Source organism: [Zimmermannella] bifida NBRC 103089, assembly GCF_001570925.1.
Lineage (GTDB): Bacteria > Actinomycetota > Actinomycetes > Actinomycetales > Microbacteriaceae > Gulosibacter > Gulosibacter bifidus.
The window spans coordinates 1-25805 of record NZ_BCSP01000016.1 but is presented as its reverse complement, the minus strand read 5'-3'; the positions used below and the strand labels follow the sequence as shown (position 1 = coordinate 25805).

The following is a 25805-nucleotide window of genomic DNA, read 5'->3' as shown; positions in this document are numbered from 1 at the left end:
GTACAAGCTTCCAGTTACGGGTGACCTGGACCGTGCGACGTGGATGAGCCTGTTCATCTCCCATGGTGACCCAAACCGTCCCGCAGTGGCTTGCGATACCCGATTTGAGATCACCGCTGAACGACTGAAAATTCTGAAGGCGGATGGATATGAAATCGTTGGTCGATACCTTTCGGAGAAGAATCAGGAAAACCTGGATCCATCGGACTACTGGAAGGCGATTCGACCTGGGGAGCTAGAGCGTATCACGGAGGGCGGCATGAAGTTCTTCCCAATCTTCCAACATGATGCACGCGAATTGGTTGATTTCTCGAGCGCAACGGGCGCAGCTCATGCGCATCTCGCACGCGAAGCCGCCGAGCGCCTCGGTATTCCTCCAACGTACATCTATTTTGCCGTAGACTTTGACGTGCTTGACCACGAAATTGAGCCCCGAATTGTGGAGTACTTCCGGGCTGTAAACAACAATATCCAGGGTGGGTACAATGTTGGTATCTATGGGTCGCGTAATGTCTGTGCAAAAATTATCGGGCAGAAACTGGCGGGATCTGCATTTGTTGCCGACCTGTCGTACGGGTTCTCCGGTAATCTCGGGTTCCCGATTCCCGATATGTGGAATTATGATCAATTCGCGGAGCTGGACAACTATCGGGGAGGTGGCTGGGATCTGGATCGCGTTGCGTATTCTGGACAGATTCCGCCTGTGAGCTACGTCGCCTCGAGAAAAGCAGGTGGTAAGGCGGTGGTGCAAGAAGCGACTGACTACACCAAGTTGGCTCCCATAGATCTCATTTGGCATCTTGAAAAACGATTCGAAGAGCTCCGAGCCGCAGGTAAATTTTCTAGTAAAAGCGGTGCAATCTGGCGCGGGGTGATCAACTATCTTGCGAAAGACTATCTCCGTGATGGGGGCAACATCAGTGCACTCCAGTGGGAGATTGCGGCTGAACCATTTGCAAGACGAAATTCTATTGTCCTAGAGAACGATCCAGTGGCGTCAAAGATCATCGCTGTACTGGATCGGTATATCAGCGGACGACGACAATCCATGATTGATGTCGACGGTGAGAGTGTGGATCTTTCTCACCTGAGTGCAACTATTCTTGGTTACTTGACGGGTTTTGTGGTTCCGGATCAATGGACTGGGTGGGCAGGTGACCTGGCTACGGCTATGGCGCAGATTCAAAAGGTAGTGAAATGGAATCCGGGTGTAGATGTTCAAGTTGTTGCTGATGCGCTTATCGGGGCGAGGGAGCGTTTCCGAAGCCAAGGGGTGCTCCAGGGCTTGATCCTTGAGGATCCACAAGGTTCTGGGGACGTTATTGAGAACTCGTGTAACCGTGACGATCTCTGCTGTGATGGGGATGCTATTGCGCTGCTTCGGGCCTTGCGAGACGGAGATGGATGGGATGTTCACCATTTGTCTAATACGCTGCGTGCTTACTACACTGACTCGTCTCGGCTTTCTAGTCGATTTAAGGAGATTGGTTGGAGTGTGGGTGCCAGTGATTTCGATTCTGCTCGATCAGCGTTCTATTCTGGTGTTACAGGACCCGGAGATGAAGCCCTTCGGAGCGGCTTGGCCGGAACTGTCGATGATGATGTCATAATGGCTGCGTGTGAAGCCCTTGCTCGTTTTGTATTTAATTAGTTGAGCGAGTGTTCGTGGGGCGGCGATTTTCAAAGAAAAGCAGCCGCCCCACCCAAAAGACGAGTGCAGATAGTCCCCAGATTCCGAAAGGTTGATCCAAGTCGTCGAGTGGTTTGAAGAATTCGGCGTAGAGTTTGGCGAAATCAACTGGTGGGAAAATGATTGTGGTGCTGAGAACCCCGGCTGCGTAGAGGGAAATGGGCATGGCAAAATAGCGGAAGAGGGGGCGTGTCTTGGGGACTTTATATGTTGCTATCAGCGACAGGGCTGGCACCAGTACGACACCTGATCGGGCAAAAAATGCCAGCAGCCAGCCTAGCGGTGCCTGCCCCAGTAACGCGAGCCAAGTGAACTGAAAAAGCCCAAACGTTCCTACCAATGTGAGGGTGTCGAGTAGTGACTTGAGGTTAGAGGTGTAGTTGACTGGCTGATTCATGAAGATCCAATTCCTTGTGAAGACGTCAAATGTCCAAGCGTTGGTTTTGTGTGGCTATTCGAGGGGTTGGTTTCGGCGGATCAATCTGTCAGGGTACGGTGCGAATGAGGTCCTCTGCGGGCAAGTAGTAGGCCTATCGGGCTGAGGAGTGTGCCGGTAGTATAGCGCCAACATCGGTGGCTAACACTGTGCCCTATCGTGTGGGGTGACGCTCCAACTCGAAGGGTCGTGAGTGCAGAATATGAGACGCTTGCGAGATTCATATTTGCTTAATATTTGAATCCTGGATAGGGCGACCCCTCTTGAAGAAGAGGAGTCGCCCTAGCCATATAAGCAATGCTGACAGTCCCCAATGTCCATACACGTCATTAATCAGATTGAAAGGGCTGAGTAGGTGCCTGCAAAGCCATTCCAAATGGAGGCGTGTAACGAGCGGTAGTGTGCTCAAGGTGCCAGTAATATAAAGCGAGACTGGCGAGACTAATAGTGCGCAAATTCTCGGCATCGGGAGAATGTCATCGGGAGAATGTTTCGGGTAATAAGTAATGTGGCAGTCGCTATAAATGGGGGTTCCAGTGGCTGGAAGGTGACCAGAAGCCAGCCCAATGGTGTTCCGATGCTGATGAACGAATAAAGCGCTTGGATTGCGCCAAATGTGATGGCGATAATGATGACGTCAATAAGAGGGTGTTTGCTTCGAGGCTGCGGTTTTAGTGGCTCCATGGCTAGTCTTGTACCTGATTGAAATGGTCTGACTATCGTGTTTGTAGGTAAGCGTAAGTGCATAAAGGTCCCTTGGTAGGGATGCCCGGAAAATGAAATGTGAATGTTGCCATGTTGCTCAAATATCAGCACACTTTAGGTGAATGTGGTCATCTGCCCATTGAGCGAGGCCGAGTTCTGGACTGCCTCGCGAGTTTGAATGCGGTCGTTGCCCCGGCCAAGAGTCCATTGGTCGGGTACAGCACGTGGAGTGATCTTTGCGACCGCTCTCCCGGCTGCCTCTGCCTACATTGTTGGAGATTGAGCAGACGAATGTGGGTTACAGGCGGCACTGTTGTTGGGATTACTGGAAGTGAGATCCACGCGGCAGGCGTCCATACCTAACTAGTAACGCGAGCCGTGCGCCGGGTTGCCCAGCGATGCATGACACGTGTGGAAGAAACGGGCCTATTAGTGGCAAAGGTGCCAATCTGTTCGGGTGACCGTATTGGTTTGACGTCGTCGTTGCCACCACCCTGGGCCGCTGACCACCTGTCAAGAATCAATCGCGACTGCTGCGATTTTCGAGCCCATAGGTGCAGGGCGCCATAAGATTTCGAAAACCCATTCGGTTCGGAAACTCGCTGGGAATGACCATCGAACCCTGGTCTGCGTGCGGATCTGCATATTGCACATGGTTGCCATGTTCGAGACCATGCCTGGAAAACAAACAACGCCCGCGTGTGGGCGAGAGAGTTAGATGGATCTATGCGACGACTCACGTATTTCGCCCTTGCTCTGGCGGCGGTGGGTGTGCTGTCGGGCTGTGCCGCACCGGTGCAGCCCGACAGCACACCCACCGAGAGCACTACTCCGACCCCGCTTCCCACAGGTCAGGCGCTCGAAGACTGCAAGGAGGCAATTAAGAACCAGGTGATCGGTGCGCAGCTCTCGGCCGAGGATCGCGAACAGCAATTCAGCAGTAACTACGACTTTGAACATGTGACATTCGGGCCCGTAGACGGTGGTCTCTCCATCACTTTTGAAGGAATCGGGGAATTCGATGGCAAGGCTGTGTCCATCGAATGTGTCTGGACACCGGATCACACAACTGCGCAGGTAATTAACTGACTACAGACGCAGCCCTCGCACGAAGTCTGCCCAGGTCTTGTTCGGATCGTGCGACATCGCGTAGTTGTACGACTTCAGCTCGTACCAGCTATCCCATCCGCTTCCCCGGTGGGCATACTTGGCCACACCGATGACCGTGTTCGCCCCCACAGCCCCGTCGATTGGCCCTGAGTAGTAATCCCGGAGGGTGATTGACGTCTGGATGCCTTTGATCGTGTTCGGGCCCCAAGCCCCATCCACTGGGCCCGAATACCGCCCCTTCTCCTTGAGCGCAGCCTGCACCATCAAGCGGATGTTGTGCGTCGGTTCCAGCCACTTGTTGTACAGACCAGAAGTGCGTGAGCCCTGCGCCGACGGTTCGACGGTGTATGCGTATGCCATGGTGTTCTCTCCTGCAACTAATCGGTGGCTCGTTTTGGGTGAGGGCCACGCGGTCGTGGCCCTCACTTTGACTGCCGCGGGGAAGCGGTTTGTCAACCACATGGAGAGTCAGTAACGGGATGCAGACGTTACGTACGAACGACCAATACTCGTGGTCGCCATCGCGAACAATGGCGACCACGAGGTGGGCGGGCGCGCGGAGGTGCTGTCTGGGCAGCAGGGCTACTTCAGCGATACCTCAACGCTCGAGTTGAACCCCTGCTGCAGCTTCACTGAAACCGGCGTCGCATCCGCAGGAATATCGAACACGAGCACACCCGAAACCGAGTTGCCCGGGTTCACGCGCTCGTAGAGCGTGTTCGAATCCTCGATGTAGATCGCCGCGGAAGAGTCAGCTTCGTGCTCGCGACCCTGGTCATCCACCAGCTTCTGCAGGCTGCTCGTGAGGGTTTCGGCCTTGTCGCCAACGTTGGTGACGTTTACGTGCACGAGCACGAACTGACCCTGCGCATCCTCACTGAAGTACTCACCGCCAACGCTCGCGACACCGGTTTCAACCTCAGTGACGGTGAACTCAAAGTCCCCAGCCTGAGCCGGTTGACCAATACCCGGCATGGCGGTGTCTTCGGCGGGCGCATCAGCTGGTGCGGCGTCACCGGCTGGCGGCTCCTTCGACTGCGCTGCCTGCTGGCCTGCCGCAGTTTGCGAGCCTGAATCAGCCGCATCCTTCTTGTTCTGGTTCATCCCCGAACCGATGGCACCGATCAGCACGAGCACGCCGATCACGGTGAGCACCTTGTGGCGGGCAAACCAGTTCTTCTTGGGCTGGTCGGCGGTAGCGGGCGAGTTATTCATTGCGCATCCTCTGCAAATCAAGCGGCCGAGTGAATCGAGCTGCGGTTGCCTAAACGGTCAGGAACATCGTCGGTTGAACCGTTCCGCGCCCGAAAGACCCGACCGGCCACATCCGCACTACCCGAACGGGTGAGGATCCCGGCCGTCCGGGTGTGCCGGCTGTCGTTGGTCATGCATACGATCGACAGCATGACCACACCGCAACCATCGGGCAGGCCAGCTACCCGCACGCTCCAACGACTCGGCGGCTTCGTCGGGATGGGGTTGGTTGCGATTTGCTCGATGCAGCACACGTTCCGGGTCAACTCGACCGTGGTCGACGGCGACGTCAACAACCTCGAGTACGGGCCGCTCGCTGTTCTTGGGGTGGGCGCCGTGATTGGCCTGCTCATCTTGATGCGCCGGCGAAACCGCATGCCCATGAAGTACCTGCTCATCGCTGCGTCGGCTGGAATCGCCTTCTCGATCACTCCGCTTGCGGCATTGGTCGGTTTGCCCGCACTGTTTCGGCGGTCGACGCGGGATGCGGTGCTCGGCTCGGTGATCGTCACCGTCTGTTTGGTGATTTGGGCAGTTCAGGACTACTTCGCCGCAACCATGCGGCAATCGACCTTGCAGCAGTTCGTTGCCCCGCGCGACTTTCCGGAGCTGGAACGGTTCGAGCTGCCGCTCGGCAGCGTGATCCTTGCGGTTGTCGTGCCGCTCGCTATTGCGCTTGCGACGGCGATGGTGCAGCGCGAACGCGGCGAGAAACAGGATGCCCAGCAGCAAACCCGGATGCTCGATGCCGAGTTGGCGCGCAAGATGGAGCATGAGCGCATGGCACAGGAAATCCACGACGTGATCGGCCACCGGTTGTCGCTCATCAATCTGCAAGCCGGTGCGATTGAGGCGCTCGATCCGGATGACCCGCGCTTCGAGCAGCAGCTGACGTTGCTTCGCGAAAACGCTTCGAACGCGATGCACGATCTGCGTTCGGCGCTCAATGTTGCCGGTGCACCCGCAGCACCGATTGATCTCAGCGACTTGCAGTCGATCATTGAGGACTCGACCGAAACGCAGCAGCACGTGAACTCCAACGTGTACCTGCGAAATCCCGAAGATGCACCCGACGAACTTGCCCGCGCCGTCGTGCGAATCGTGCAAGAAATCATGACCAACTCGCGCAAGCACGCACCCGACTCGCTATTGCGGCTGCAAGTCTCGGGCGGGCCTGACGACGGCATCCACATTCTTGGGCGCAACGCCATCGCCACCGATGCGGTTGCAGGGGTCGATACGCGTGGGCTCATCGGCATGGAAGAGCGCGCTAAGTCGCTCGGTGGCACCTTTATTGCGGGCGTCGAACACGGCGAATTCGTCGTGCGCGTTGACCTGCCCTGGCAGACTCCGCGTCGCTTCTTATCGTTTGGCAACCGCTAGCGCGCGGTACCGCGAAACGGGATGCATGCATCCGGATAAGATTGCGGGGTGCCAATTCGAGTTGCCCTGGTGGACGATGACGCGCTGAGCCGCGGCAGCATCGAGATCATCCTCAACGCCAACCCCGACATTGACGTTGTGGGCGTCGCCGACGACGGCGACGAAGCCGTGTCGCTGGTACAACGCACCCGGCCAGATGTCGTACTCATGGACTTGCAGATGCGCCGTGTTGACGGCGTCACCGCCACCCGCGACATTCGCGCGTTGCCGAGCCCGCCCGAAGTGCTGGTCATGACGGTCTGGGACACCGACGAATATATTGGGCGTGCAATCACCGCCGGCGCCTCGGGGTTCATCACCAAGTCCTTCGCACCCGACGACATCGTTGCTGCCGTGCTCGGCGTCGCCGACGGGGGAGCGGTGCTCTCGGCATCGGCTACGCGATTTGCGATGGATGCGGTGCGCGGGCGCGAACCCCGCGGCACCCGACGCGAGGCGGTCGATCGCGTCGCCACCCTGACCGAGCGCGAATTACAGGTGGCGAGGCTCGTAAGCGACGGCCTGACGAATGAAGAAGTCGGCGCACGCCTCTACATTTCGCTCAACACGGTGAAACAGCATGTGAGCGACATCTCGCGCAAACTTGCCGTGCACAAACGTGCGCAAATTGCGGTCGTGATGACCGCATCCGGCTACGAACCCAACATTTGGGGATAGTTCGCTCGCACTGCGCGGTGGTTAGCCGAGAAAATCGCAAACTGATGCTTGCGGTACCGGATGCGCGCGGTTACGCTTGAACACAGCCTTAGACCGCTGGTGGTTGGCGTGTGCAAACACGGCAAACGAAAGTTCAATGAGAACGGCCCGCGCAGGTGAACGAGTACTGACATATTTACGGCAAATTCGCCGTGGGTTTTCACGCTCCGACATCCTGCGTCGGAGCGTTTTTTGTTGGAGTAGGCGGTGGAGCCGGAACGCCCGTTCCGGTTTCGCGACAAGACGAGAGGAGACCCATGGCGACCAAGGAAGCAACCGTCGCTGAGCTCACCGACAAGTTCGAGAGCTCTAACGCCGTTGTGCTTACTGAGTACCGCGGTCTCACCGTGGCGCAGCTCAAGACGCTGCGTCGTTCGCTCGGTGAGAGCGCAAGCTACGCCGTGGCAAAGAACACCCTCGCCAAGATTGCAGCCAACAAGGCTGGAGTCACCGGCATCGACGACCTCTTCACTGGACCGACCGCTATCGCGTTCGTCGAAGGTGAAGTAGTTGACGCTGCCAAGGCGATCCGTGACTTTGCCAAGGACAACCCTCTCCTGGTGATCAAGGGTGGCTACTTCGATGGCAAGCCACTCACCACGGAAGAGGTCAACAAGCTCGCCGACCTCGAGAACCGCGAAACGCTGCTTGGCAAGCTTGCCGGCGCATTCAAGGCCTCGCTGTTCGGTGCCGCGTACATGTTCACTGCGCCTGCGTCGAAGGCGGTTCGTACCGTCGACGCGCTGCGCGAAAAGCAGGAGACCGCGGAATAGTCCGATCTGGACAACGCGGCAAATTCATTACTAAGGAGAAACCCCATGGCTAAGCTCACCGCTGAAGAGCTCATCGAGGCATTCAAGGAACTGACCCTCATCGAGCTGAGCGACTTCGTCAAGCTCTTCGAAGAGACCTTCGAAGTTACCGCTGCTGCACCTGTTGCTGTTGCTGCCGCTGGCGGCGCTGCTGCTGCAGACGCACCTGCTGCTGAGGAAAAGGACGAATTCGACGTCATCCTCGAGTCGGTAGGCGACAAGAAGATCCAGGTTATTAAGGAAGTTCGTGGCCTGACCTCGCTCGGCCTCGGCGACGCAAAGGCACTCGTTGACGGTGCTCCGAAGCCTGTTCTCGAAGGTGTCGACAAGGAGACCGCCGAGAAGGCAAAGGAAGCTCTCGAGGGCGCTGGTGCAACCGTAACCCTCAAGTAGTTTCTCGCGCAGTATCCTGCGCTAACTGCTTCAAGCGGGTCGGAACTTCGGTTCCGGCCCGCTTTTCGGTTTCCTACTTTTGGTGGAAAAACTGGAAAAAGTTTCGATATGGCAACGATTTGTCCGTATGATCATCGAGTACGTTTTGGTTTTAGTTGACGGGGCAAGCATGGCAACAGCAACGAATCTGCGTGTGACGCTCCTTTCGGTGGGCGCCGCGGCAGCACTAGTGGCGCCGGTAGTTTTCGCTACTGGAGCATCGGCACAAGCGGCTGTTACAACGGATGCACCGGCTCCGGTTGAGGACACAATGGTCGTGGCTCGCGATGGTCGCAACGTCGGTTCGATCGAGACCGACCCGACGGCGGCCCCGGCACCGGATGCGACCGCAGCACCCACGCCCGCGCCAACGAACAGCTTCCCGATTGAGACGACCGAAGCTGCTCAGCCAGAACCGACGACTCCGGCAGATCCGGATCCGTCAGCATCGCCGGTCGTTCCGGACGAGCCTGGCGCAACTGACCAGGTGACAACGGAACCTGACCCGTCGCAACCGGCAACGGACACCGCCCCCGGCACTGATGATGAAGGCGGCGAGACTGAACCGACGGACGACACCGACGGGTACATCATCTGGAACCCGGACCGTACCTTCGCCGGTGATGGCTCGAACGGTGGTTCGCAGGACGAGCAGCACTCGGATTCGGTTCCGTCAGAATCGGAAGGTGCTGAGAGCGATACTTCGCCGTCGCAGACTCCGAAGCCGGAACTTTCTGCAACTGGTGCTGAAGGCGCCTCGGCGGGGCTGATTGCCGCGCTGACGCTGACGCTGTCGGGCGGCATGCTCTTGCTTGCTCGTCGTATTCGCGGCGTAAAGGCATAAGTTTCGTCCGCCTCGTGCCGCCGCCGTGCGGTGGATGCGCGAGGGGGGTTGTCGAGCGGCTCGCGTTGGCGTGCTGGTTGCGGCTATGCTTGTGAGTTGTGCCGCGCACGCGCGGACCTGGAGGATTCGCCTAGTGGCCTATGGCGCACGGTTGGAAACCGTGTTGGGTGCAAGCCCTCAGGGGTTCGAATCCCCTATCCTCCGCCAATGACCTACGCACCCCCTTGTGGGGTGCGTAGGTCATTTGTGTAGTAGGGCATTGGGTCCACCGCTGCCGGAGGCTCGGCGCGCCGTTTCGGTGCGTCGAGTGGTGGCGGGGGAGAACCCCTTGGTGGGTCCCGGCCGCGCGTGGCTCCGCCGGTTGCGTAGCGGCCGGTGGAGGAGCGGTTGGGAGTCGAATCCCCTATCCTCCGCCAGTGACCTATGCACCCCCTTGTGGGGTGCGTAGGTCATTTGTGTAGTAGGGCATTGGGCCCACCGCTACTGGAGGCTCGGCGTGCCGTTTCGGTGCGTTGAGTGGTGGCGGGGGGGGAGAGAGAACCCCTTGGTGGGCCCACCGCGGTCGGGCGCTGGTCAAGAGGGTGCTGCGATTGGGGCACATGGGAAAGGGGGAAGGCAGCGCGGCAGGAGAACGCCGCGAGGTGCGCGCATCCGGAAACGAAAAGGACCCCTCGCGCACCCGCCAGAGCCTGGTTACCCTTGCTTCGTTTCCGACCTGGGGGAGTTGGCCTGGATGGCGCCACGCGAGGAGCCGTCCATCAGTTTACCGTGAATTTACGGCGGTTGGTACTCGGCCGCGCGAACGAGCTCATCACATAGGGCACACGGTTGGTACGCAGGCACAGAACCAACTGTGCCCTCACCCCGCTCGCAGCAAGGCATCCGAAACCAAACGGCCCCGACGCAAGTTACCTCGCGTCGGGGCCGTGCATCCCGGTTCAACGAACGCGGATGCGGAACACGTTACGGTCGCGCGTATGGGCTACCGTCGCCGTTCGCGTTCTCGGTGCCAGCAGCCGTGACGGCAAACTCGTCGTCTTCGACAACCTTGTTGAAGCCGGTCACCGGCTGGTTCTCATCGAAGCTCTGCGCCTTCTTGGTGAAGCCGCGGGTGAGTACCGCGAGGTAGACCACACCAACCGCGAGCCAGATGAGACCACCAATGAGCGCGTCCATGTGCAGGTTTGCCCACAGGACACCGGTCATGACCACGCCGATGCCGGGCATGATGATGTACTTGAAAATCTCGCCGAAGCTGCGGCGCATGCCCATGCGGATCGCGAAGTGCGCGATCACCGAGATGTTCACGAACGAGAACGCGATCAGTGCACCGAAGTTAATGAACGCTGAAATCAACTCGAGCGTGAACTCCACCGCAAGCAGCGACACAACGCCAACGAGCACCACGTTGAACACCGGCGTGCCGGTCTTCTCGTTAACGCGGCCAAATACGCTGCGCGGCAGCACGTTGTTGCGGCCCATGACCAGCAGCATTCGCGAAACGGATGCGTGCGATGCGAGTCCCGAAGCGACAGTCGCGGTGAAGCCCGCGGCCACGAAGATCGTCTGGAACACTTCGCCACCCACGAGCAGACCGATCTGCGGCAGCGGGTCATCGGTGAACTCACCGAACGGGGTGTTGTCAGGGAAGCGCAGCTGCGTGAAGTAAGCCGCAACCAGGAAGATCAGACCACCGAACATCACTGTCAGCAGGATTGCCTTCGGCATGATCTTCGGGGTCTTGGCCTCTTCGGTGTACATGGTGATCGCGTCGAAACCGATGAACGAGAAGCAGACGACCGTGGCGGCCGTCAGTACGGCGCCGATCTCCATACCGTCGTGTACGAACGGACGCGAGCTGGCCACCGTGCCGGCGCCTTCACCGTTCATCAGCTGGGCAATCACCATGGTGATGAACACGACGATGATCGTGACGGTGAACACCAGCAGCATGCTGTTTACCCCCGAGGTGCCGCGCATCGAAATCGCGACGATCGTGGTGACCGCAATGCAGTACACGACCACCCAGATCCAACTCGGCACATCCGGGAACATCTGTTCCATATAGAGGCGAACGATAAGCGCGTTCACCATCGGCAGCAGCAGGTAGTCAAGCAGTGAGGTCCAACCCACCAAGAAACCGACGTTTGGGTGGATCGATTCGCGTACATAGGTGAACGCTGAACCGGCGCTCGGGTAGGCCAGCACCATGCGGCCGTAGCTGATTGCCGTAAAGCTCATCACGATGAGTGCGACGAGGTACGCCATCGGTACCGCGCCGTCAGTCTCTTCCGAGACGATGCCGAAAGTGTCAAAAACGACGGTTGGTGTCATGTAGCCGAGGCCAAGACCGACGATGGCCCACAGGCCGAGGTTTCGCCGCAGCTTGCCGCCGACGTCCGGATGCGAATTAGGTGTTGACATGGGGTCTCCTCGGGCTTCGTTGCCAGTGGGGATAGTTCATTGCGTCGGCAGCACTGCCGTCGCACCTTCAAAATGAATGGATTACACATCGTACTTGGATGCATGCCCATATGTAAGATTCGACGCAAGATTCACCAATATCGCCATATTTGCCACCTAGCATGGGCAACGTGACCGCAAGCATTTACATCACTTCATCCGAGAGTTTCTCTGGCAAGCAGGCCGTTGCCCTGGGCGTACTCGAAACGCTGAACTCGCGCGCATCCACCGTTGGCGTGTTCCGTCCGGTCGTACAAAACGCGGCGCAGGATGCGGTGCTCACGAATATGCTCCAGCACGTCAACCTCGCAGCGGGCCTGGATGCGGCCGACTGCATCGGTACCACGTTCGATGACGTTCACACGGACCCGTTCGGTGCCATGTCACGCATCATGCAGCGCTACGACGCAATTGCTGGTCGCTGCGACGCGATCGTCATCATTGGCAGCGATTTCACCGATGTCGGAAACCCTGCCGAGCTCAGCTTTAACGCGCGCGTTGCCGCGAACCTCGGGGCCCCGGTGCTGCTCGTGCTTTCGGGTCGCAGTGCTGATGGCCAATCCTCGCGCACGCCTGAGGCGATGTCGCAGGTGGCAGCGCTCACTGTGCCAGAGCTCGAATCGGAACACGCACGACTGCTGGGCGTGGTGGTTAACCGTGCCGATGCATCCAACCTCGAACCGATTCGCGCTGCGGTGCGCGAAGGACTCGACGAAGTTCAGGCAACTCCCGGCGCCTACAGCAACGCGCCGATTTGGGCGCTGCCTGAGAACACGCTCCTCGGGGCGCCGACGGTTGCCGAGCTGCGGGATGCAGTTGACGGGGTCCTCTATGCAGGCGACGAGTCGCTGCTCGATCGCGAAGTACTCGGTGTCACCGTGGCCGGTATGTCGATGGAGAACGTACTCGAGCGCACCTTCGAATCGGGCGTGGTGGTGGTCGCTGGTGACCGCACCGAGACGCTCGTGGCGCTGTTGCTTGCGCAGCAGGCCGAGACCCTGCCCTCGGTCGCGGCGATCGTTGTCAACGGGCCGTTCGAGTTCTCGCCGGTGATCGAATCACTGATTCGCGGCGTCGGCCTGGGGCTGCCGATCATTCGAACTGACTACGGCACCTTTGATACTGCGCAGCGCATTGTGAATACGCGCGGCGAGTTCATGGGGCAAAACTCGCGCAAGACGGATGCGGCGCTCGCGGATTTTGCAGCCCACATCGACGCAAACGAACTCATCGAGGCGCTCAAGCTGCCCGAGGTGCACGCCGTCACGCCGCTGATGTTTGAAAACCGCCTGTTGCGCCGCGCGCGAGCCGACTGCAAGCACATCGTGCTGCCAGAGGGTAATGACGACCGCATCCTGCAAGCCGCCGCAACGCTACTGACCCGAAATGTTGCCGATCTTACGATTCTCGGCGACCCGAGCGCCATCCGGCAGCGCGCATCCGAACTCGGCATCGACCTCAGCACCGCGCAGCTGCGCTCGCCACAGGACCCCGAACTGATCGAACAGTTCGCTGCCGAATACGCCCGACTGCGCGCCCACAAGGGCGTCACTCTCGACGATGCTCGCGACCGTGTACAGGACGTCTCGTATTTCGGCACCATGATGGTGCACCTGGGCCTTGCCGACGGCATGGTTTCGGGTGCCGCGCACACCACGGCGCACACCATCAAGCCATCGTTCGAAGTCGTCAAGACCAAGCCAAACGTGTCGATAGTCTCCAGCGTGTTCTTGATGGCGCTCGCCGACCGCGTACTCGTTTACGGTGACTGCGCCGTCAACCCCGACCCGACGGCCGAACAGCTCGCCGATATTGCGATTTCGTCCGCCGAAACCGCCGCGATGTTCGGCATCGAGCCTCGAGTGGCGATGCTGAGCTACTCGACCGGTGACTCGGGCACCGGCGCCGACGTTGATAAGGTTCGTGAGGCCACGCGACTCGTGCGCGAGCGTGCGCCGCAGCTATTGGTTGAGGGTCCGCTGCAGTACGACGCGGCAACCGACCTTGCGGTTGCGGCGAAGAAGCTGCCGGGCAGCGAAGTTGCCGGTCGCGCGACCGTCTTCATCTTCCCCGACCTCAACACCGGAAACAACACGTACAAGGCCGTGCAGCGCTCGGCCGGTGCGCTCGCGATTGGTCCGGTGCTGCAGGGCCTTAACAAGCCGATCAACGACCTTTCGCGAGGCGCGCTCATCAGCGACATCGTGAATACGGTCGCGATCACCGCGATTCAGGCGCAGCGGGCGGATGCGCGCGGCGCGTAGGTGCGCCTCGGGGCAGACGAGACTGCGTTCATGCCGATCGTGGGGACCGACCGTGGGTACCGACCACCACAAACCACCATCAACACCCACCAACGAATGCCTTCCGGCGAAAATCAAGAAACCACAGGTCAACAATTAATTCCGCGCAGGTTCGGCGGATGCGGTCAGTCCCGTGCGCGCAGACGCGTTGCAACTCTCCGCTAACGTGAGACCAGAAGTTAGGAGCGAAATGTCTGTCGTGCTGGTTGTGAACTCAGGGTCGTCATCGTTGAAGTACCAGCTCATTGACATGCGCACCGAAGAAAAACTCGCATCCGGTCTCGTCGAACGCATCGGCCCCGGAGTCGGCATCTCGACGCACAAATACGACAAGGAGTGTCACGAGCAGCGACTCGAAGTCTCGTCGCACGACGAAGCGTTCCAGCTAATGCTCCAGAACTTCGAGCAGCACGGGCCGAGCCTCGAAACTCACTACCCCGTGGCTGTCGGACACCGCGTCGTGCAAGGTGGCCGCCGTTTCTTCGGGCCGACCATCGTCGATGACACCGTCGAAAACGACATCGAAGAACTCATCCCGCTCGCGCCGCTGCACAACCAGGCGAATCTCGCGGGAGTGCGCGCGGCCCGCAAGGTATTCACCGACATCCCACACGTCACCGTCTTCGACACGGCATTCCACACCACGATTCCGGACGCGGCCAGTCGCTATGCGATCGACCGTGACGTCGCCGAGACCTACCGCATCCGCAAATACGGTGCGCACGGCACCAGCCACAAGTACGTCGCGGCCGAAGCCGCCGAGCTCATTGGTGTGCCGTTCTCCGAAGCAAAAACCATCGTGATGCACATCGGCAACGGTGCCTCAATGTGCGCCGTCGACGGTGGTGTTTCGGTTGAAACGTCGATGGGTATGACGCCGCTGGAAGGGCTCGTGATGGGCACCCGCTCGGGCGACCTCGACCCGGCCGTGCTCTTTCACCTGCACCGTAAGGCCGGCTTTTCGGTCGATGACCTCGACGACCTGCTCAACCGCAAGTCGGGTCTGCTCGGCATGACCGGCACCAACGACATGCGTGATGTGACCGAACGCGCCGAGCGTGGCGACGTCGAAGCCGAAGAAGGCCTCGCGGTCTATGTGCACCGGATGCGCCACTACCTGGGCGCCTACCTGATGGCGCTGCAGGGCGGCACGCACGCGATCGCGTGGACCGCCGGTGTCGGTGAGCACTCCGCTGTAGTGCGTCGGCGCACGCTCGAAGGCCTGGAATGGCTCGGCATCGAGCTGGATGACGAACTCAACGAGACCCACAGCGACGAAGCGCGCGTAATCTCGACGCCGAACTCGCGCATCCAGGTGCTGGTCGTGCCGACCAACGAAGAACTCGAAATCGCGCGACAGACCCTCGAAGTCACCGGACTGCAGCCAGCCTAGACGGCGCGACCGCTCGCGCATCCGGCGGATGCACGTGGTTTCGGTGGATGCGTCTGGTCCCGGGGTGAGCGGGAACAGCTAACCTGCCAGCGCGAGCGCGCCGGGGCAATCTACGATGGTGGACATGGTTGCAGCCCTGTATCGCCGGTACCGGCCCGAATCCTTTGCCGAGATGATCGGTCAGAGTCAGGTCACTGACCCGCTTTCGACGGCGATCACTTCGGGGCGTATCAACCACGCCTACTTGTTCTCTGGCCCGCGCGGATGCGGTAAGACGACGTCGGCGCGCATCCTGGCTCGCTGCCTGAACTGTGCGCAAGGCCCGACCCCAACCCCGTGCGGCACCTGCGATTCGTGCCGTGAGCTGGGGCGCGACGGCGGCGGCTCGCTCGATGTGCTCGAGATTGACGCGGCCAGCCACGGTGGTGTCGAGGATGCGCGTGATTTGCGTGAGCGCGCCGTTATGGCGCCGAGCCGCGACCGGTTCCGCATCTTCATCATTGACGAGGCACACATGGTCACCGGCGCCGGCTTTAACGCGCTACTCAAGGTGGTGGAGGAACCGCCGGAGGACGTGCTCTTTATTTTTGCGACGACCGAGCCCGAGAAGGTGATCGGCACGATTCGCTCGCGTACGCACCACTATCCATTCCGGCTGATTCCGCCGGCGCCGATGCTCGAATACGTCGAGCAGATTTGTCGCGAAGAGTCCGTGACTGCGCAGCCCGGTGTGCTACCGCTGGTGGTGCGCGCCGGTGGAGGTTCGGCGCGTGACACGATGTCGTTGCTCGACCAGCTGATTGCCGGTACCGACGGTGCGGAGATTCAGTACGACCGCGCCACGCAGCTGCTCGGGTTTACTGCGCAGGGCCTGCTTGACGACACGATTTCGTCGTTTGCTGAGCGGGATGCGGATAGCGCGTACCGAGCGATCGATGCCGTGATTCAGTCGGGTCAGGACCCGCGCCGGTTCGTTGAGGACCTGCTTGAGCGCGTGCGTGACCTGATCATTGCCAAGGCCGTTGGCGAGGGTGCCGAAGCGGTGCTGCGCGGTCGCGGCCCAGACGAGTTGGCGCGGTTGGTGTCGGCGAGCGGGCAGTTCTCGGGCAATGCGCTGAGCGTTATCGCGGATGCGGTAAACGGCACGTTGAGCGAGATGACCGGAGTGACGGCGCCGAAGCTGCAGCTTGAGCTGATGGTGGCGCGGATTCTGGTGGCGCTGAAGGCGGACTTTGCTGGGGGCGGTGCTGCGGCGACTGCTGCTCCTGCGGTTTCGGCAGCTGCGGCCACACCTGCTGTGCAGGCTCCTGCCGCTTCGTCGACGGCGTCCGCTGCGGCTCCGGCTGCTGCACCGGCCGCGCCTACGGGCAGTTCGCCTGCGGCCACTCCCGCAATGCCGGCGGCAACCCCGACGACTCCGGCACCATCACGGGCCGCGAACCAGGCGCCGTTGGCGCGACCCGACGCATCCGCTGCGCCTGCCGCACCCTCGGTACCTGCCGCATCCGTAACCTTTGGGCAAATTAAGGACGCGTGGCCGAGCGTTGTTGAGCGTGTGCTTGAAGGCGGTGGCCGCGGGGCATGGGCCGTCGTGAACGAACTGCGGCCGCTTGGGTATGTGAACGATGTGCTGCAGGTGGACGTACCGAACCCGGCGCTCTCGCAGCAGCTGCGCCACGGCGGCAGCGGGCGACCGGCGCCGGGCCAATTGTTGAAGTCGGCGCTGCAACAGACATTTGGTGTGGCCATGCGCGTGCAACCGCGCGTGCGTCGCGATGGTGACACGAGCGCGCCGATGGCGGCGCCCGTGGACGACGAACGACACCGAGGCAGTGCTGGCGCGCCTGGCGCGGCTGGGCCGGTTGCTGGGCGTGGCCTGGTAGGTCGTGGCCCGGATACGCCTGCTGCTTCCGCGTCTGCTCCTGCTGCCGGTGGCACCGGAGTGAGCTGGAATGTCGTGGCGATTCCCGGTTCTGAGGCTGCGCCGCAGGATGGTCCGGGCTCGGCCTGGGATGAGTTTGCGAGCGGGCCTGGCGATCGCAGCGCCAGCGAGAACGGCGCGGACGCTGGATCGTTGGCGGCTGCGCCCGCTGATGCACCAGCCTCGCCGGATGCAGCTGCACGGCCCGAACCTGCGCAGGTGTCGGCAAGTGCGCCCGTTTCAGAGCCCACGGCTGACGCAACCGTGCCCGCATCCGTGAGCACCGCATCCACGCCCGCACCTTCACCTGTGCCTGCACCAGCACCCGAGACGTCGACTGCGGGCGCCGAGGACCGTGCTCCCGAAATGATCGCGGCGCGTGAAGCCGCAGCGATCGAAGAAGCCACTTCGCCGCAGCCGATGCCTCCGGTGACGCTGCGACCCGAGCCGGCCACCACGCCGGAACGCGACTCGGCACCTGCCGAACCGGCGACTGGGGCGGTGCCGAGTGCATCCACCGAACCGGATGCGGAAATCGCCCCCGGAACCCCAACCGCATCTGGCTGGGCGGTCGCGGCGCTGCCCGACGACAAGCCCGAGCCCGAACCGGAACCCGAGCCCGAACCGGAACCCGAAGAACCGGCCGCGCGGCGACACCCGGCACTGGTTACTGGCCAGACGCGGTATGGCGAGTCGGTGGTGCGTGAAAAGCTTGGTGCAAAGTTCATCGGCGAGGAGCCGATCGAGATCGCTGGCCCGAGCAGCGAACTTGACGGCGCGATTCCGCCGGATGAATTCGAAGCACCGCCCGAGGAGTACTAGCCCATGTATGAAGGCATCGTTCAGGATCTGATCGACGAGTTCGCCAGGTTGCCTGGAGTCGGGCCGAAGTCGGCGCAGCGCATCGCGTTTCACATTGTGCAGACGCAGAATTTTGATGTGTCGCGGTTGGCGAAGCTGCTGGTGGATGTGCACGATCGCGTGAAGTTCTGCCGGTACTGCGGCAATGTGGCGCAGCAAGAGGTCTGCAATATTTGCGGTGACCCGGAGCGCGACCACACGCTGATTTGCGTGGTGGAAGAGCCGAAGGATGTTGCCGCGATTGAGCGGACGCGCGAGTACGAGGGTGTGTATCACGTGCTCGGTGGCGCGATTTCGCCGATCGACGGCATTGGGCCGGATCAGCTGAACATTCGCGGGCTGATGCCGCGGCTGGAGGACGGTTCGGTGACTGAGGTGATTCTGGCGACCGACCCGAACCTTGAGGGCGACGCGACGGCGGCGTACCTGTCGCGGTTGCTGCGGACGATGGGCGTTGGTGTCTCGCGCCTGGCGTCTGGTCTGCCGGTTGGTGGCGACCTCGAGTACGCGGATGAAGTGACGCTCGGTCGCGCGTTCGCCGGCCGCCGCATGATCACCGACTAGTCGTGCTTGCTCCATTCGTTCTGCCGCTGCTGCACAACCTTGAAGAGGCTGTGTGCTGGCCGCAGGGGCGGATGCGGAACCACATGCAGCGAGCCACTGCCGTGGTTAGCTCCATCACGGTGTTGGCTGCCGGTTTTCGACGGTCGTGGCCGCGCGACATTCGGTTGGCCTTCTGACAGGAATTGTTGCCACAGAGCGAGTCCGAAACATATATGTCGATGGATGCGCTGTCAGGCAACAGTTCTTACCGCACCTAGATGTGCCCGGTTGCGGATTAGCTGCAGAATTACTTGACCAGGGCCTTCCTCCAGCCGCAGAACCTGATGGTAAGTAAGACGAATTACTTCAAATCCAAGCGCCTTGAGGGCTAGGTCGCGCGCTCGATCGTTTTCGTAGGCTGCCAGTGACGTGTGGTGGGCAACGCTGTCGCATTCGATGACCAATCGCGATCCGATCAGGAAGTCAACGCGGCCGACACCTGGGATCCAGACTTGACTACGAAAGCTGATCTGGTGCCGGTATGCCCACAGCCGGAACCAGCTTTCTGTTCCCGACTCTGAATGTGGGTCAACGAGGTTCACAATTACCTTGCCTCGTGGATGCACAGCACTTGCGGCTTCGAGCGTGTTCATTGTGACCAGGCCTCGGTTAACCAGTGAGTCGCAAACCACGACGGCTTCATTACGAGCGTGATCCTTGAAGAGAACTGCGAGAGCTGTGTCAATGTCGTCGACTGCGCTGCTGCAGACTGGACTCGGTTTGAGCGTATGCGGCACAATGCCGGATGCAGTTCGGATACGTTCGAGCTGATGCGCGCGCACGTGAGTATGGAGTTCACGAAGATCCCACGCTCCATGCAAAGCAAGCGCATCAGCACCGGTGAGGACGCCTCCCGACGCGACAGCGGCTCTTGCTTTCGGGTTGGCGCCGGTTCGCGCGTACCAGCCGCGACGAATCAGTTCGAGCTGTCCTTGGCGACGTAATGCTGCGAGCTGCTTGTCGCTAACGCCCATTGCATTGAGCTGCTGTCGGCTTGCGACGCCGATCTTGAGTGCGGTCTTAGACTTCACAAGCGTATTGAACCGGTGAGCCAGCGGGTTGTGGTGAAGACCTCGGAGCCTGTGGATAGAGCCACTATCCACAGGTGGCGAGCAGACAAGTGTTCCTGGAACTGTGGTGGCCGGGTCGGCTTGGTCGCCAACTGGCCGAGAAGGCCGGAAATGGGGCAGGAATTGTTGTCCCACAGTGAGTCCGAGGCACATATATCGATGGAGGTGCTGTCAGGCAACAATTCCTGCCAACACCCGGTTCAGATAGGGAACGGCGGGTGTGAATTAGGCGAGTAGTCGGGCTCGGTAAGCGGCGAAGCCCGCGCGGCCACTAGGCTATTGCCGTACACGTCGAAGGAAGAGGGGGCTAGATGAGTCTCATCGTGCAGAAGTACGGCGGCTCCTCGGTGGCGGATGCAGAGAGCATCCGTCGCGTAGCGAAGCGAATTGTTGATCTGAAACGCCAGGGCCACGACCTGGTCGTCACCGTGTCCGCCATGGGTGACACCACCGACGACCTCATCGAACTCGCCCACGAAATCAGCCCGATTCCCGACCCGCGCGAATTCGACATGCTCATCACCACCGGTGAACGCATCTCCATGGCGCTGCTCGCCATGGCCATCAAGTCCATGGGCTACGACGCTCGTTCGTACACCGGCAGCCAGGCCGGCATGATTACGGATGCGCGCCACGGCGACGCGCGTATCGTCGACGTCACCCCGGTGCGAGTTCGCGAAGCCCTCGACGAAGGCGCCATCGCCATCGTTGCCGGATTCCAGGGCTTCAACCGCGACACCCGCGACATCACCACCCTGGGTCGTGGCGGCTCGGACACCACCGCCGTCGCGCTTGCGGCAGCGCTCGACGCGGAGCGCTGCGAGATCTACACCGATGTTGACGGCGTCTTTACCGCCGACCCACGCATGGTGCCTAAGGCCCACAAGATCGACATGATCTCGAGCGAAGAGATGCTTGAGCTCGCAGGTAGCGGCGCCAAGGTTCTGCACATCCGCGCCGTTGAATACGCGCGCCGACAGAACGTCACCCTCGTGGTCCGTTCATCGTTCTCGAATGACCCGGGAACCATCGTCTACCAGCCGGACTACGCAAAGGAGCACCAAGTGGAAGCACCAACTATCGCGGGCGTGGCCCACGACCTGAGCCAGGCCAAGATCACCGTCGTCGGTGTCCCGGACGTACCGGGCTCCGCCGCCGCCATTTTCAACCTGGTGGCGCAGCAGGGCGCGAACATCGACATGATCGTGCAGAACGTGCAGACGCAGAACGACGGCGTCACCGACATTTCGTTCACGCTGCCGAAGGCTTCGGCCGACCAGGTGCTCCGTGCCATCGAGGCCGCCCGCGACGAACTCGGCTACGAATCGCTGCGCTTCGACGACCAGATCTGCAAGATCTCGCTCGTCGGCGCCGGCATGCGCACCAACATCGGCATCTCGGCCACGCTCTTCGAAGCGCTCCGCGACGCTGGCATCAATGTCGACATGATCTCGACCTCCGAGATTCGCATCTCAATCGTCACCAGCGCGGGTATGGCGAGCCGCGCCACCAAGGTGATCCACACGGCATTTGGGCTCGACGGCGACTCTGAAGCAGTCGTCTACGCGGGTACCGGCCGCTAACGCAACCAAACGGATGCGGTGCCTCGCGTACCTGCGCAAGTCACCGCATCCACCACAAACCGGGTCGTCACAAGCGGCCCGGTTTTCTGTTGTGTGGGCACTGACCCACGTACACTCGAATGCAATGCGCGGCCCTGGAGCGCCGCGCGGGCCGGACGAATGGAGCAAGAATGTCGAAGCAGCTGAACGTCGCTGTAGTTGGTGCAACCGGTCAGGTTGGTGCGGTTATGCGTCGCCTGTTGGATGAACGCGACTTCCCGATTGGCACGATTCGGTTCTTTGCTTCGGCACGCTCGGCCGGTACGACGCTGGAATTCCGCGGTGAGCAGATCGCCGTTGAGGACGTCGCCAACGCTGACCTTGCGGGCATCGACATCGCGCTGTTCTCGGCCGGTGGCGCTACCTCGAAGGCGCAGGCTGAACGCTTCGCTGCGGCGGGCGCGGTCGTCGTCGACAACTCGTCGGCCTGGCGCCTCGACCCTGAGGTGCCGCTGGTCGTATCTGAGGTCAACCCTGGCGATGTCGCCAACCGACCCAAGGGCATCATCGCGAACCCGAACTGCACCACCATGGCCGCGATGCCAGTGCTCAAGGTGCTCAGCGACGAAGCCGAACTCACCCGCCTTAACGTCACCACGTTCCAGGCCGTTTCGGGTTCCGGTCTTGCCGGCGCGAAGGAGCTGTCGACGCAGGCGATGGCCGCCGTGGCACAGGGCGAGGATGCGTTGCTCGGGCTCGTGCACGACGGCTCGGCTATCGAGTTCCCCGCTCCGGAGAAGTACGTGCACCCGGTTGCCTTCAACGTTGTGGCGCAGGCCGGCGACTTCGTGAACGACGGGTCGGGCGAAACCGACGAAGAGCAGAAGCTCCGCAACGAGTCGCGCAAGATCCTGCACCTGCCAAACCTGTTGGTTGCGGGCACGTGTGTACGCGTTCCGGTCTTCACCGGCCACTCGCTCGCCGTGCACGCCGAGTTTGCGCGCGACATCACGCCAGAGCGCGCTCGTGAGCTGCTTGCTGGCGCACCGGGCGTGGAACTGTGCGATGTGCCCAGCCCGCAGATCGCTGCCGGCCGCGACGCCAGCTACGTTGGCCGCATCCGCGCCGACCAGTCGGCCCCGGCGGGCAAGGGCCTGGTCATGTTCATTTCGAACGACAACCTGCGTAAGGGTGCTGCGTTGAACACGGTCCAGATCGCCGAAGTTCTCGCTGAGGAGCTTGCCGGCTAACGCGCCTGTGGGCTGCGCGGTCGCCAGTGCGGCGGCCGTGGCGCAACCATGACGTTAACGGTACGGATGCGGTGGGTGCAGCCCCGCGCATCCGTACCGTTTGCCGTTGCTCACGAAAATGAACGCCATTCTTGGTGTTGCCTGCAACGTTACTGACCACCTGCCGCCTCGGGCTGCTATCCCCAGCCAAGAGGCGTAGGATGGGAGACGTGACTAACCCGAAGATTTACGACGCAGTCCTCATTGGTGGCGGTGTGATGTCGGCGACGCTGGCAACACTCCTGCAAGAACTCGAGCCCAATTGGTCGATCAAGATCATTGAGCGTCTCGACGACGTTGCCCAGGAGTCTTCGGGCCCCTGGAACAACGCTGGTACGGGCCACTCGGCCCTTTGCGAGCTCAACTACACCCCTGAAAAGGACGGTGTAATTGACATCTCGAAGGCAATCAAGATCAACGAGCAGTTCCAGGTCTCGCGACAGTTCTGGGCAACCCTCGTTGAGCGCGGCGACCTGCCAGAGCCGACGAAGTTCCTGAACCCGGTTCCGCACATGACGTTTGTGACCGGCGAAGAGAACGTTGACTTCCTCCGTCGCCGTTACGAGCTGCTCAAGGCGCAGCCGCTGTTCTCGACCATGGAGTTCTCGGACGATCCCGCGAAGATCTTCGAGTGGGCACCGTCGCTCATGGTCGGCCGCGACCAGAACGAAAAGGTTGCCGCAACCTACGTTGAGCAGGGCACCGACGTTGACTTCGGTGCGCTGACCCGCCACCTGGTACAGAACGCCATCGACAAGGGTGCAGTTGTTCGGCTCGGAACCGAGGTAACCAACCTGCGCCAGCGTCCAGACGGCGTCTGGCAGGTTGCAACCAAGGTGATCTCGGGCGCTGAAAAGGGCCGCAAGAACGTTACCCACGGTCGTTTCGTATTCGTTGGTGCCGGTGGCGGTGCACTGCCGCTGCTGCAGAAGTCGGGCATCGACGAGGTCAAGGGCTACGGTGGCTTCCCGATTTCGGGTGAGTTCTTCCGCACCGACAACCCTGAGGTTGTTGAGAAGCACCAGGCCAAGGTTTACGCGATGCCCCCGGTTGGTGCTCCGCCAATGTCGGTACCGCACCTCGACACCCGCGTGATCGACGGCAAGAAGTCGCTCATGTTCGGCCCGTACGCCGGATTCAACACGCGCTACCTCAAGCAGGGTTCGCTCGCCGACATGTTCCTGTCGCTGCGTCCCGGCAACATCCCGACTTACCTCGGTGTCGGCGTCACGAACTTCGACCTGGTTTCGTACCTGGTCGGTCAGCTCGCCGCATCGCCAAAGAAGAAGTTCAAGGCACTCGCCGACTTCTTCCCAGAGGCCGAGATGGAAGACTGGCGCCTCATTACCGCCGGTCAGCGCGTACAGGTCATGAAGAAGAACCCGGACGGTGGCATGCCGCTGCTCGTTATGGGTACCGAGGTTGTCAGCAAGGCTGACGGCTCGATCGCCGGTCTGCTCGGTGCTTCGCCAGGTGCTTCGGTTGCCACGCCAGTCATGGTGTCGCTGCTCGAGAAGTGCTTCCCCGAGAAGAAGGAAGCCTGGGCCGAAAAGGTCAAGGCACTCATTCCTGCCTACGGTGAAGAGCTGAACTCGCAGCCAGAACTGGCCGAACGCATCCAGAACGAGACCGCTAAGGTTCTCGGAATCGCGCCCATCAGCTAGGGCTCGTGACTACCCCGCTGGTCGTTGGAATCGCCGGCGGATCGGGGTCTGGCAAGACCGTGCTCGCACGGGCTCTTGCCACCCGGTTCGCCGGCGAATCTGCGTTGATCTTCCACGACAACTACTACTGCCGTCAGGACCACCTGACCTACGAGGAACGCTGCCTCACGAACTACGACGCACCCGAGGCGTTTGACAACGACCTGTTGATCGAGCACCTTGACGCGCTGATTCGTGGCGAGTCGATCGAATCTCCGGTCTACGACTTCGCCAATCACAACCGTTCGGATGCGACCGAAACGGTGAACAGCGCGCCGATTATTTTTGTTGAGGGCGTGCTGGTGCTTGCCGATGAACGACTGCGGGAACGGATGACGCTGAAACTGTTCGTCGACACCGATGCCGACGAACGCATCCTGCGCCGCATTAAGCGCGATGTGCTCGAACGCGGTCGTACCATCGAGTCGGTCGAAACGCAGTATCTGGCGACGGTAAAGCCGATGCATGAGCGCTACGTGGCGCCGTCGAAGCACTGGGCCGATGTGATCGTGCCCGAGGGCGGCCGTAACCACGGCGCGCTCGAAACGCTCGCTGGTGGCATTGCCGCAAGTGTGGCGCGCTTGGCTCGCGAGGCCGGTGCGCTGCGCGGCGAAGGAACGCCGCAGTAGCCATGGCGAAGCTCTATTTTCGCTACGGTGCCATGAACTCGGGTAAGTCGACGGCGCTGCTGCAGGCCGCGTTCAACTACGAAGAGCGCGACCACAAGGTGCTGCTGGCCAAGCCCCGTATCGATACCAAGGGTGCGGATGCAGTGTCATCGCGGCTGGGTATGTCGCGTCGCGTCGATATTTTGATTGGCGAGGGCGATGATTCGCGCGCGCTGTTTTACCGGGCGGCGGATGCGGCCGGTGGCGTGATTGCGTGCCTGCTCGTTGATGAGGCGCAGTTCTTGAGCGCCGACCAGATCGACGGGCTGCTCAAGATCGCCGTGCTCGATGGGATTCCGGTGATTTGCTACGGAATCCGGACCGACTTTCAGACCGTGGCGTTCCCGGGCTCGCGACGTTTGCTCGAGATCGCGCATGCGATTGAAGAGCTCAAGACGATCTGCCGGTGCGGACGCAAGGCGATTTTTAACGGACGCCGCGTGGGGGAGCAGTTCGTGTTCGACGGTGACCAGGTGGCGATCGACGGTGACCGCGTGACCTACGAGTCGCTGTGCGGCCAGTGCTACCTGCGCGAATCGGATGGGCG

At 61.0% G+C, this 25805-nt stretch carries 21 protein-coding genes, 1 tRNA gene and 1 other RNA gene; 17 read left to right on the top strand and 6 right to left on the bottom strand.

Features of this window, described 5'->3' with window-relative positions; all coding sequences use genetic code 11:
• The coding region (locus ZBI01S_RS08720; RefSeq protein ID WP_083524665.1) for a glycoside hydrolase domain-containing protein at nt 1-1651 on the top strand (1651 nt) is incomplete at its 5' end.
• Here the strand turns inward: ZBI01S_RS08720 and ZBI01S_RS08715 are convergent.
• The gene (locus tag ZBI01S_RS08715; RefSeq protein ID WP_066059295.1) at nt 1644-2087 is read right to left on the bottom strand and encodes a hypothetical protein; all 444 of its coding nucleotides are present in this window, start codon (nt 2085-2087) and stop codon (nt 1644-1646) included. The two genes, ZBI01S_RS08720 and ZBI01S_RS08715, sit on opposite strands and share 8 nt — an antisense overlap.
• Before the next feature lie 1470 nt (nt 2088-3557).
• On the opposite strand from ZBI01S_RS08715, the gene ZBI01S_RS08710 reads away from it, so the two are divergent.
• A complete protein-coding gene (locus tag ZBI01S_RS08710) occupies nt 3558-3920 on the top strand; it encodes a hypothetical protein (RefSeq protein ID WP_066059293.1) in 363 nt (120 codons plus the stop codon).
• On the opposite strand, the gene ZBI01S_RS08705 is transcribed toward ZBI01S_RS08710, so the two are convergent.
• Both ZBI01S_RS08705 and ZBI01S_RS08700 read right to left on the bottom strand, forming a co-directional pair.
• Nucleotides 3921-4301, bottom strand: coding sequence for a hypothetical protein (locus tag ZBI01S_RS08705; RefSeq protein ID WP_159421480.1), 381 nt, complete (start codon nt 4299-4301; stop codon nt 3921-3923).
• Between the two features lie 222 nt (nt 4302-4523).
• On the bottom strand, nt 4524-5156 hold the full coding sequence (locus ZBI01S_RS08700; protein WP_066059288.1) for a DUF4352 domain-containing protein: 633 nt from the start codon (nt 5154-5156) through the stop codon (nt 4524-4526).
• Between the two features lie 189 nt (nt 5157-5345).
• Between ZBI01S_RS08700 and ZBI01S_RS08695 the strand changes: the two genes are divergently transcribed.
• The 6 genes from ZBI01S_RS08695 (at nt 5346) to ZBI01S_RS08670 (ending at nt 9629) form a co-directional block, all read left to right on the top strand.
• Nucleotides 5346-6578: a sensor histidine kinase gene (locus ZBI01S_RS08695; protein ID WP_159421479.1), complete on the top strand. Its 1233-nt coding sequence runs from the start codon at nt 5346-5348 to the stop codon at nt 6576-6578.
• A 48-nt stretch (nt 6579-6626) separates the two neighbouring features.
• Nucleotides 6627-7295, top strand: a complete 669-nt coding sequence (locus tag ZBI01S_RS08690) for a response regulator transcription factor (protein WP_066059284.1) — start codon at nt 6627-6629, stop codon at nt 7293-7295.
• Nucleotides 7296-7591: 296 nt separating this feature from the next.
• Complete coding sequence (gene rplJ, locus ZBI01S_RS08685; RefSeq protein WP_066059281.1) at nt 7592-8107, top strand: 50S ribosomal protein L10; 516 nt, start codon at nt 7592-7594, stop codon at nt 8105-8107.
• Between the two features lie 45 nt (nt 8108-8152).
• Nucleotides 8153-8539 carry a 50S ribosomal protein L7/L12 gene (gene rplL / locus ZBI01S_RS08680; RefSeq protein ID WP_066059278.1) on the top strand — a complete coding sequence of 129 codons (387 nt, stop codon included), beginning with the start codon at nt 8153-8155 and terminating at the stop codon, nt 8537-8539.
• A 169-nt stretch (nt 8540-8708) separates the two neighbouring features.
• Nucleotides 8709-9422 carry an LPXTG cell wall anchor domain-containing protein gene (locus ZBI01S_RS08675; protein ID WP_159421478.1) on the top strand — a complete coding sequence of 238 codons (714 nt, stop codon included), beginning with the start codon at nt 8709-8711 and terminating at the stop codon, nt 9420-9422.
• 119 nt (nt 9423-9541) lie between these two features.
• A tRNA-Ser gene (locus tag ZBI01S_RS08670) sits at nt 9542-9629 on the top strand.
• Between the two features lie 452 nt (nt 9630-10081).
• On the opposite strand, the gene ffs is transcribed toward ZBI01S_RS08670, so the two are convergent.
• An RNA gene (ffs, locus tag ZBI01S_RS08665) (signal recognition particle sRNA small type) lies at nt 10082-10178 on the bottom strand.
• A 207-nt stretch (nt 10179-10385) separates the two neighbouring features.
• Nucleotides 10386-11846: an APC family permease gene (locus tag ZBI01S_RS08660; protein WP_083524662.1), complete on the bottom strand. Its 1461-nt coding sequence runs from the start codon at nt 11844-11846 to the stop codon at nt 10386-10388.
• Nucleotides 11847-12016: 170 nt separating this feature from the next.
• Here ZBI01S_RS08660 and pta point away from each other — a divergent pair, with 170 nt between their 5' ends.
• The 4 genes from pta (at nt 12017) to recR (ending at nt 18927) form a co-directional block, all read left to right on the top strand.
• Nucleotides 12017-14149 (top strand): phosphate acetyltransferase, encoded by a 2133-nt coding sequence (gene pta, locus ZBI01S_RS08655; RefSeq protein WP_110477076.1) that lies wholly within the window; start codon nt 12017-12019, stop codon nt 14147-14149.
• Between the two features lie 229 nt (nt 14150-14378).
• Nucleotides 14379-15581, top strand: a complete 1203-nt coding sequence (locus ZBI01S_RS08650; protein ID WP_066059268.1) for an acetate/propionate family kinase — start codon at nt 14379-14381, stop codon at nt 15579-15581.
• Between the two features lie 124 nt (nt 15582-15705).
• Complete coding sequence (locus tag ZBI01S_RS08645; protein WP_083524664.1) at nt 15706-18324, top strand: DNA polymerase III subunit gamma and tau; 2619 nt, start codon at nt 15706-15708, stop codon at nt 18322-18324.
• 3 nt (nt 18325-18327) lie between these two features.
• On the top strand, nt 18328-18927 hold the full coding sequence (recR, locus tag ZBI01S_RS08640) for a recombination mediator RecR (RefSeq protein ID WP_066059262.1): 600 nt from the start codon (nt 18328-18330) through the stop codon (nt 18925-18927).
• Between the two features lie 230 nt (nt 18928-19157).
• Here the strand turns inward: recR and ZBI01S_RS08635 are convergent, their stop codons facing one another.
• A complete protein-coding gene (locus tag ZBI01S_RS08635; protein WP_066059259.1) occupies nt 19158-19997 on the bottom strand; it encodes a type IV toxin-antitoxin system AbiEi family antitoxin domain-containing protein in 840 nt (279 codons plus the stop codon).
• A 350-nt stretch (nt 19998-20347) separates the two neighbouring features.
• Between ZBI01S_RS08635 and ZBI01S_RS08630 the strand changes: the two genes are divergently transcribed.
• From ZBI01S_RS08630 to ZBI01S_RS08610, 5 genes are all read left to right on the top strand, one after another.
• Complete coding sequence (locus ZBI01S_RS08630; protein ID WP_066059257.1) at nt 20348-21619, top strand: aspartate kinase; 1272 nt, start codon at nt 20348-20350, stop codon at nt 21617-21619.
• Nucleotides 21620-21789: 170 nt separating this feature from the next.
• The gene (locus ZBI01S_RS08625) at nt 21790-22848 is read left to right on the top strand and encodes an aspartate-semialdehyde dehydrogenase (protein WP_066059254.1); all 1059 of its coding nucleotides are present in this window, start codon (nt 21790-21792) and stop codon (nt 22846-22848) included.
• A gap of 200 nt (nt 22849-23048) precedes the next feature.
• A complete protein-coding gene (mqo, locus tag ZBI01S_RS08620) occupies nt 23049-24551 on the top strand; it encodes a malate dehydrogenase (quinone) (RefSeq protein ID WP_066059251.1) in 1503 nt (500 codons plus the stop codon).
• Nucleotides 24552-24556: 5 nt separating this feature from the next.
• Nucleotides 24557-25219, top strand: coding sequence for a uridine kinase (gene udk, locus ZBI01S_RS08615; RefSeq protein ID WP_083524660.1), 663 nt, complete (start codon nt 24557-24559; stop codon nt 25217-25219).
• A 2-nt stretch (nt 25220-25221) separates the two neighbouring features.
• Nucleotides 25222-25805 (top strand): thymidine kinase (locus tag ZBI01S_RS08610; protein ID WP_066059248.1); only part of this gene is annotated, 584 nt, incomplete at its 3' end.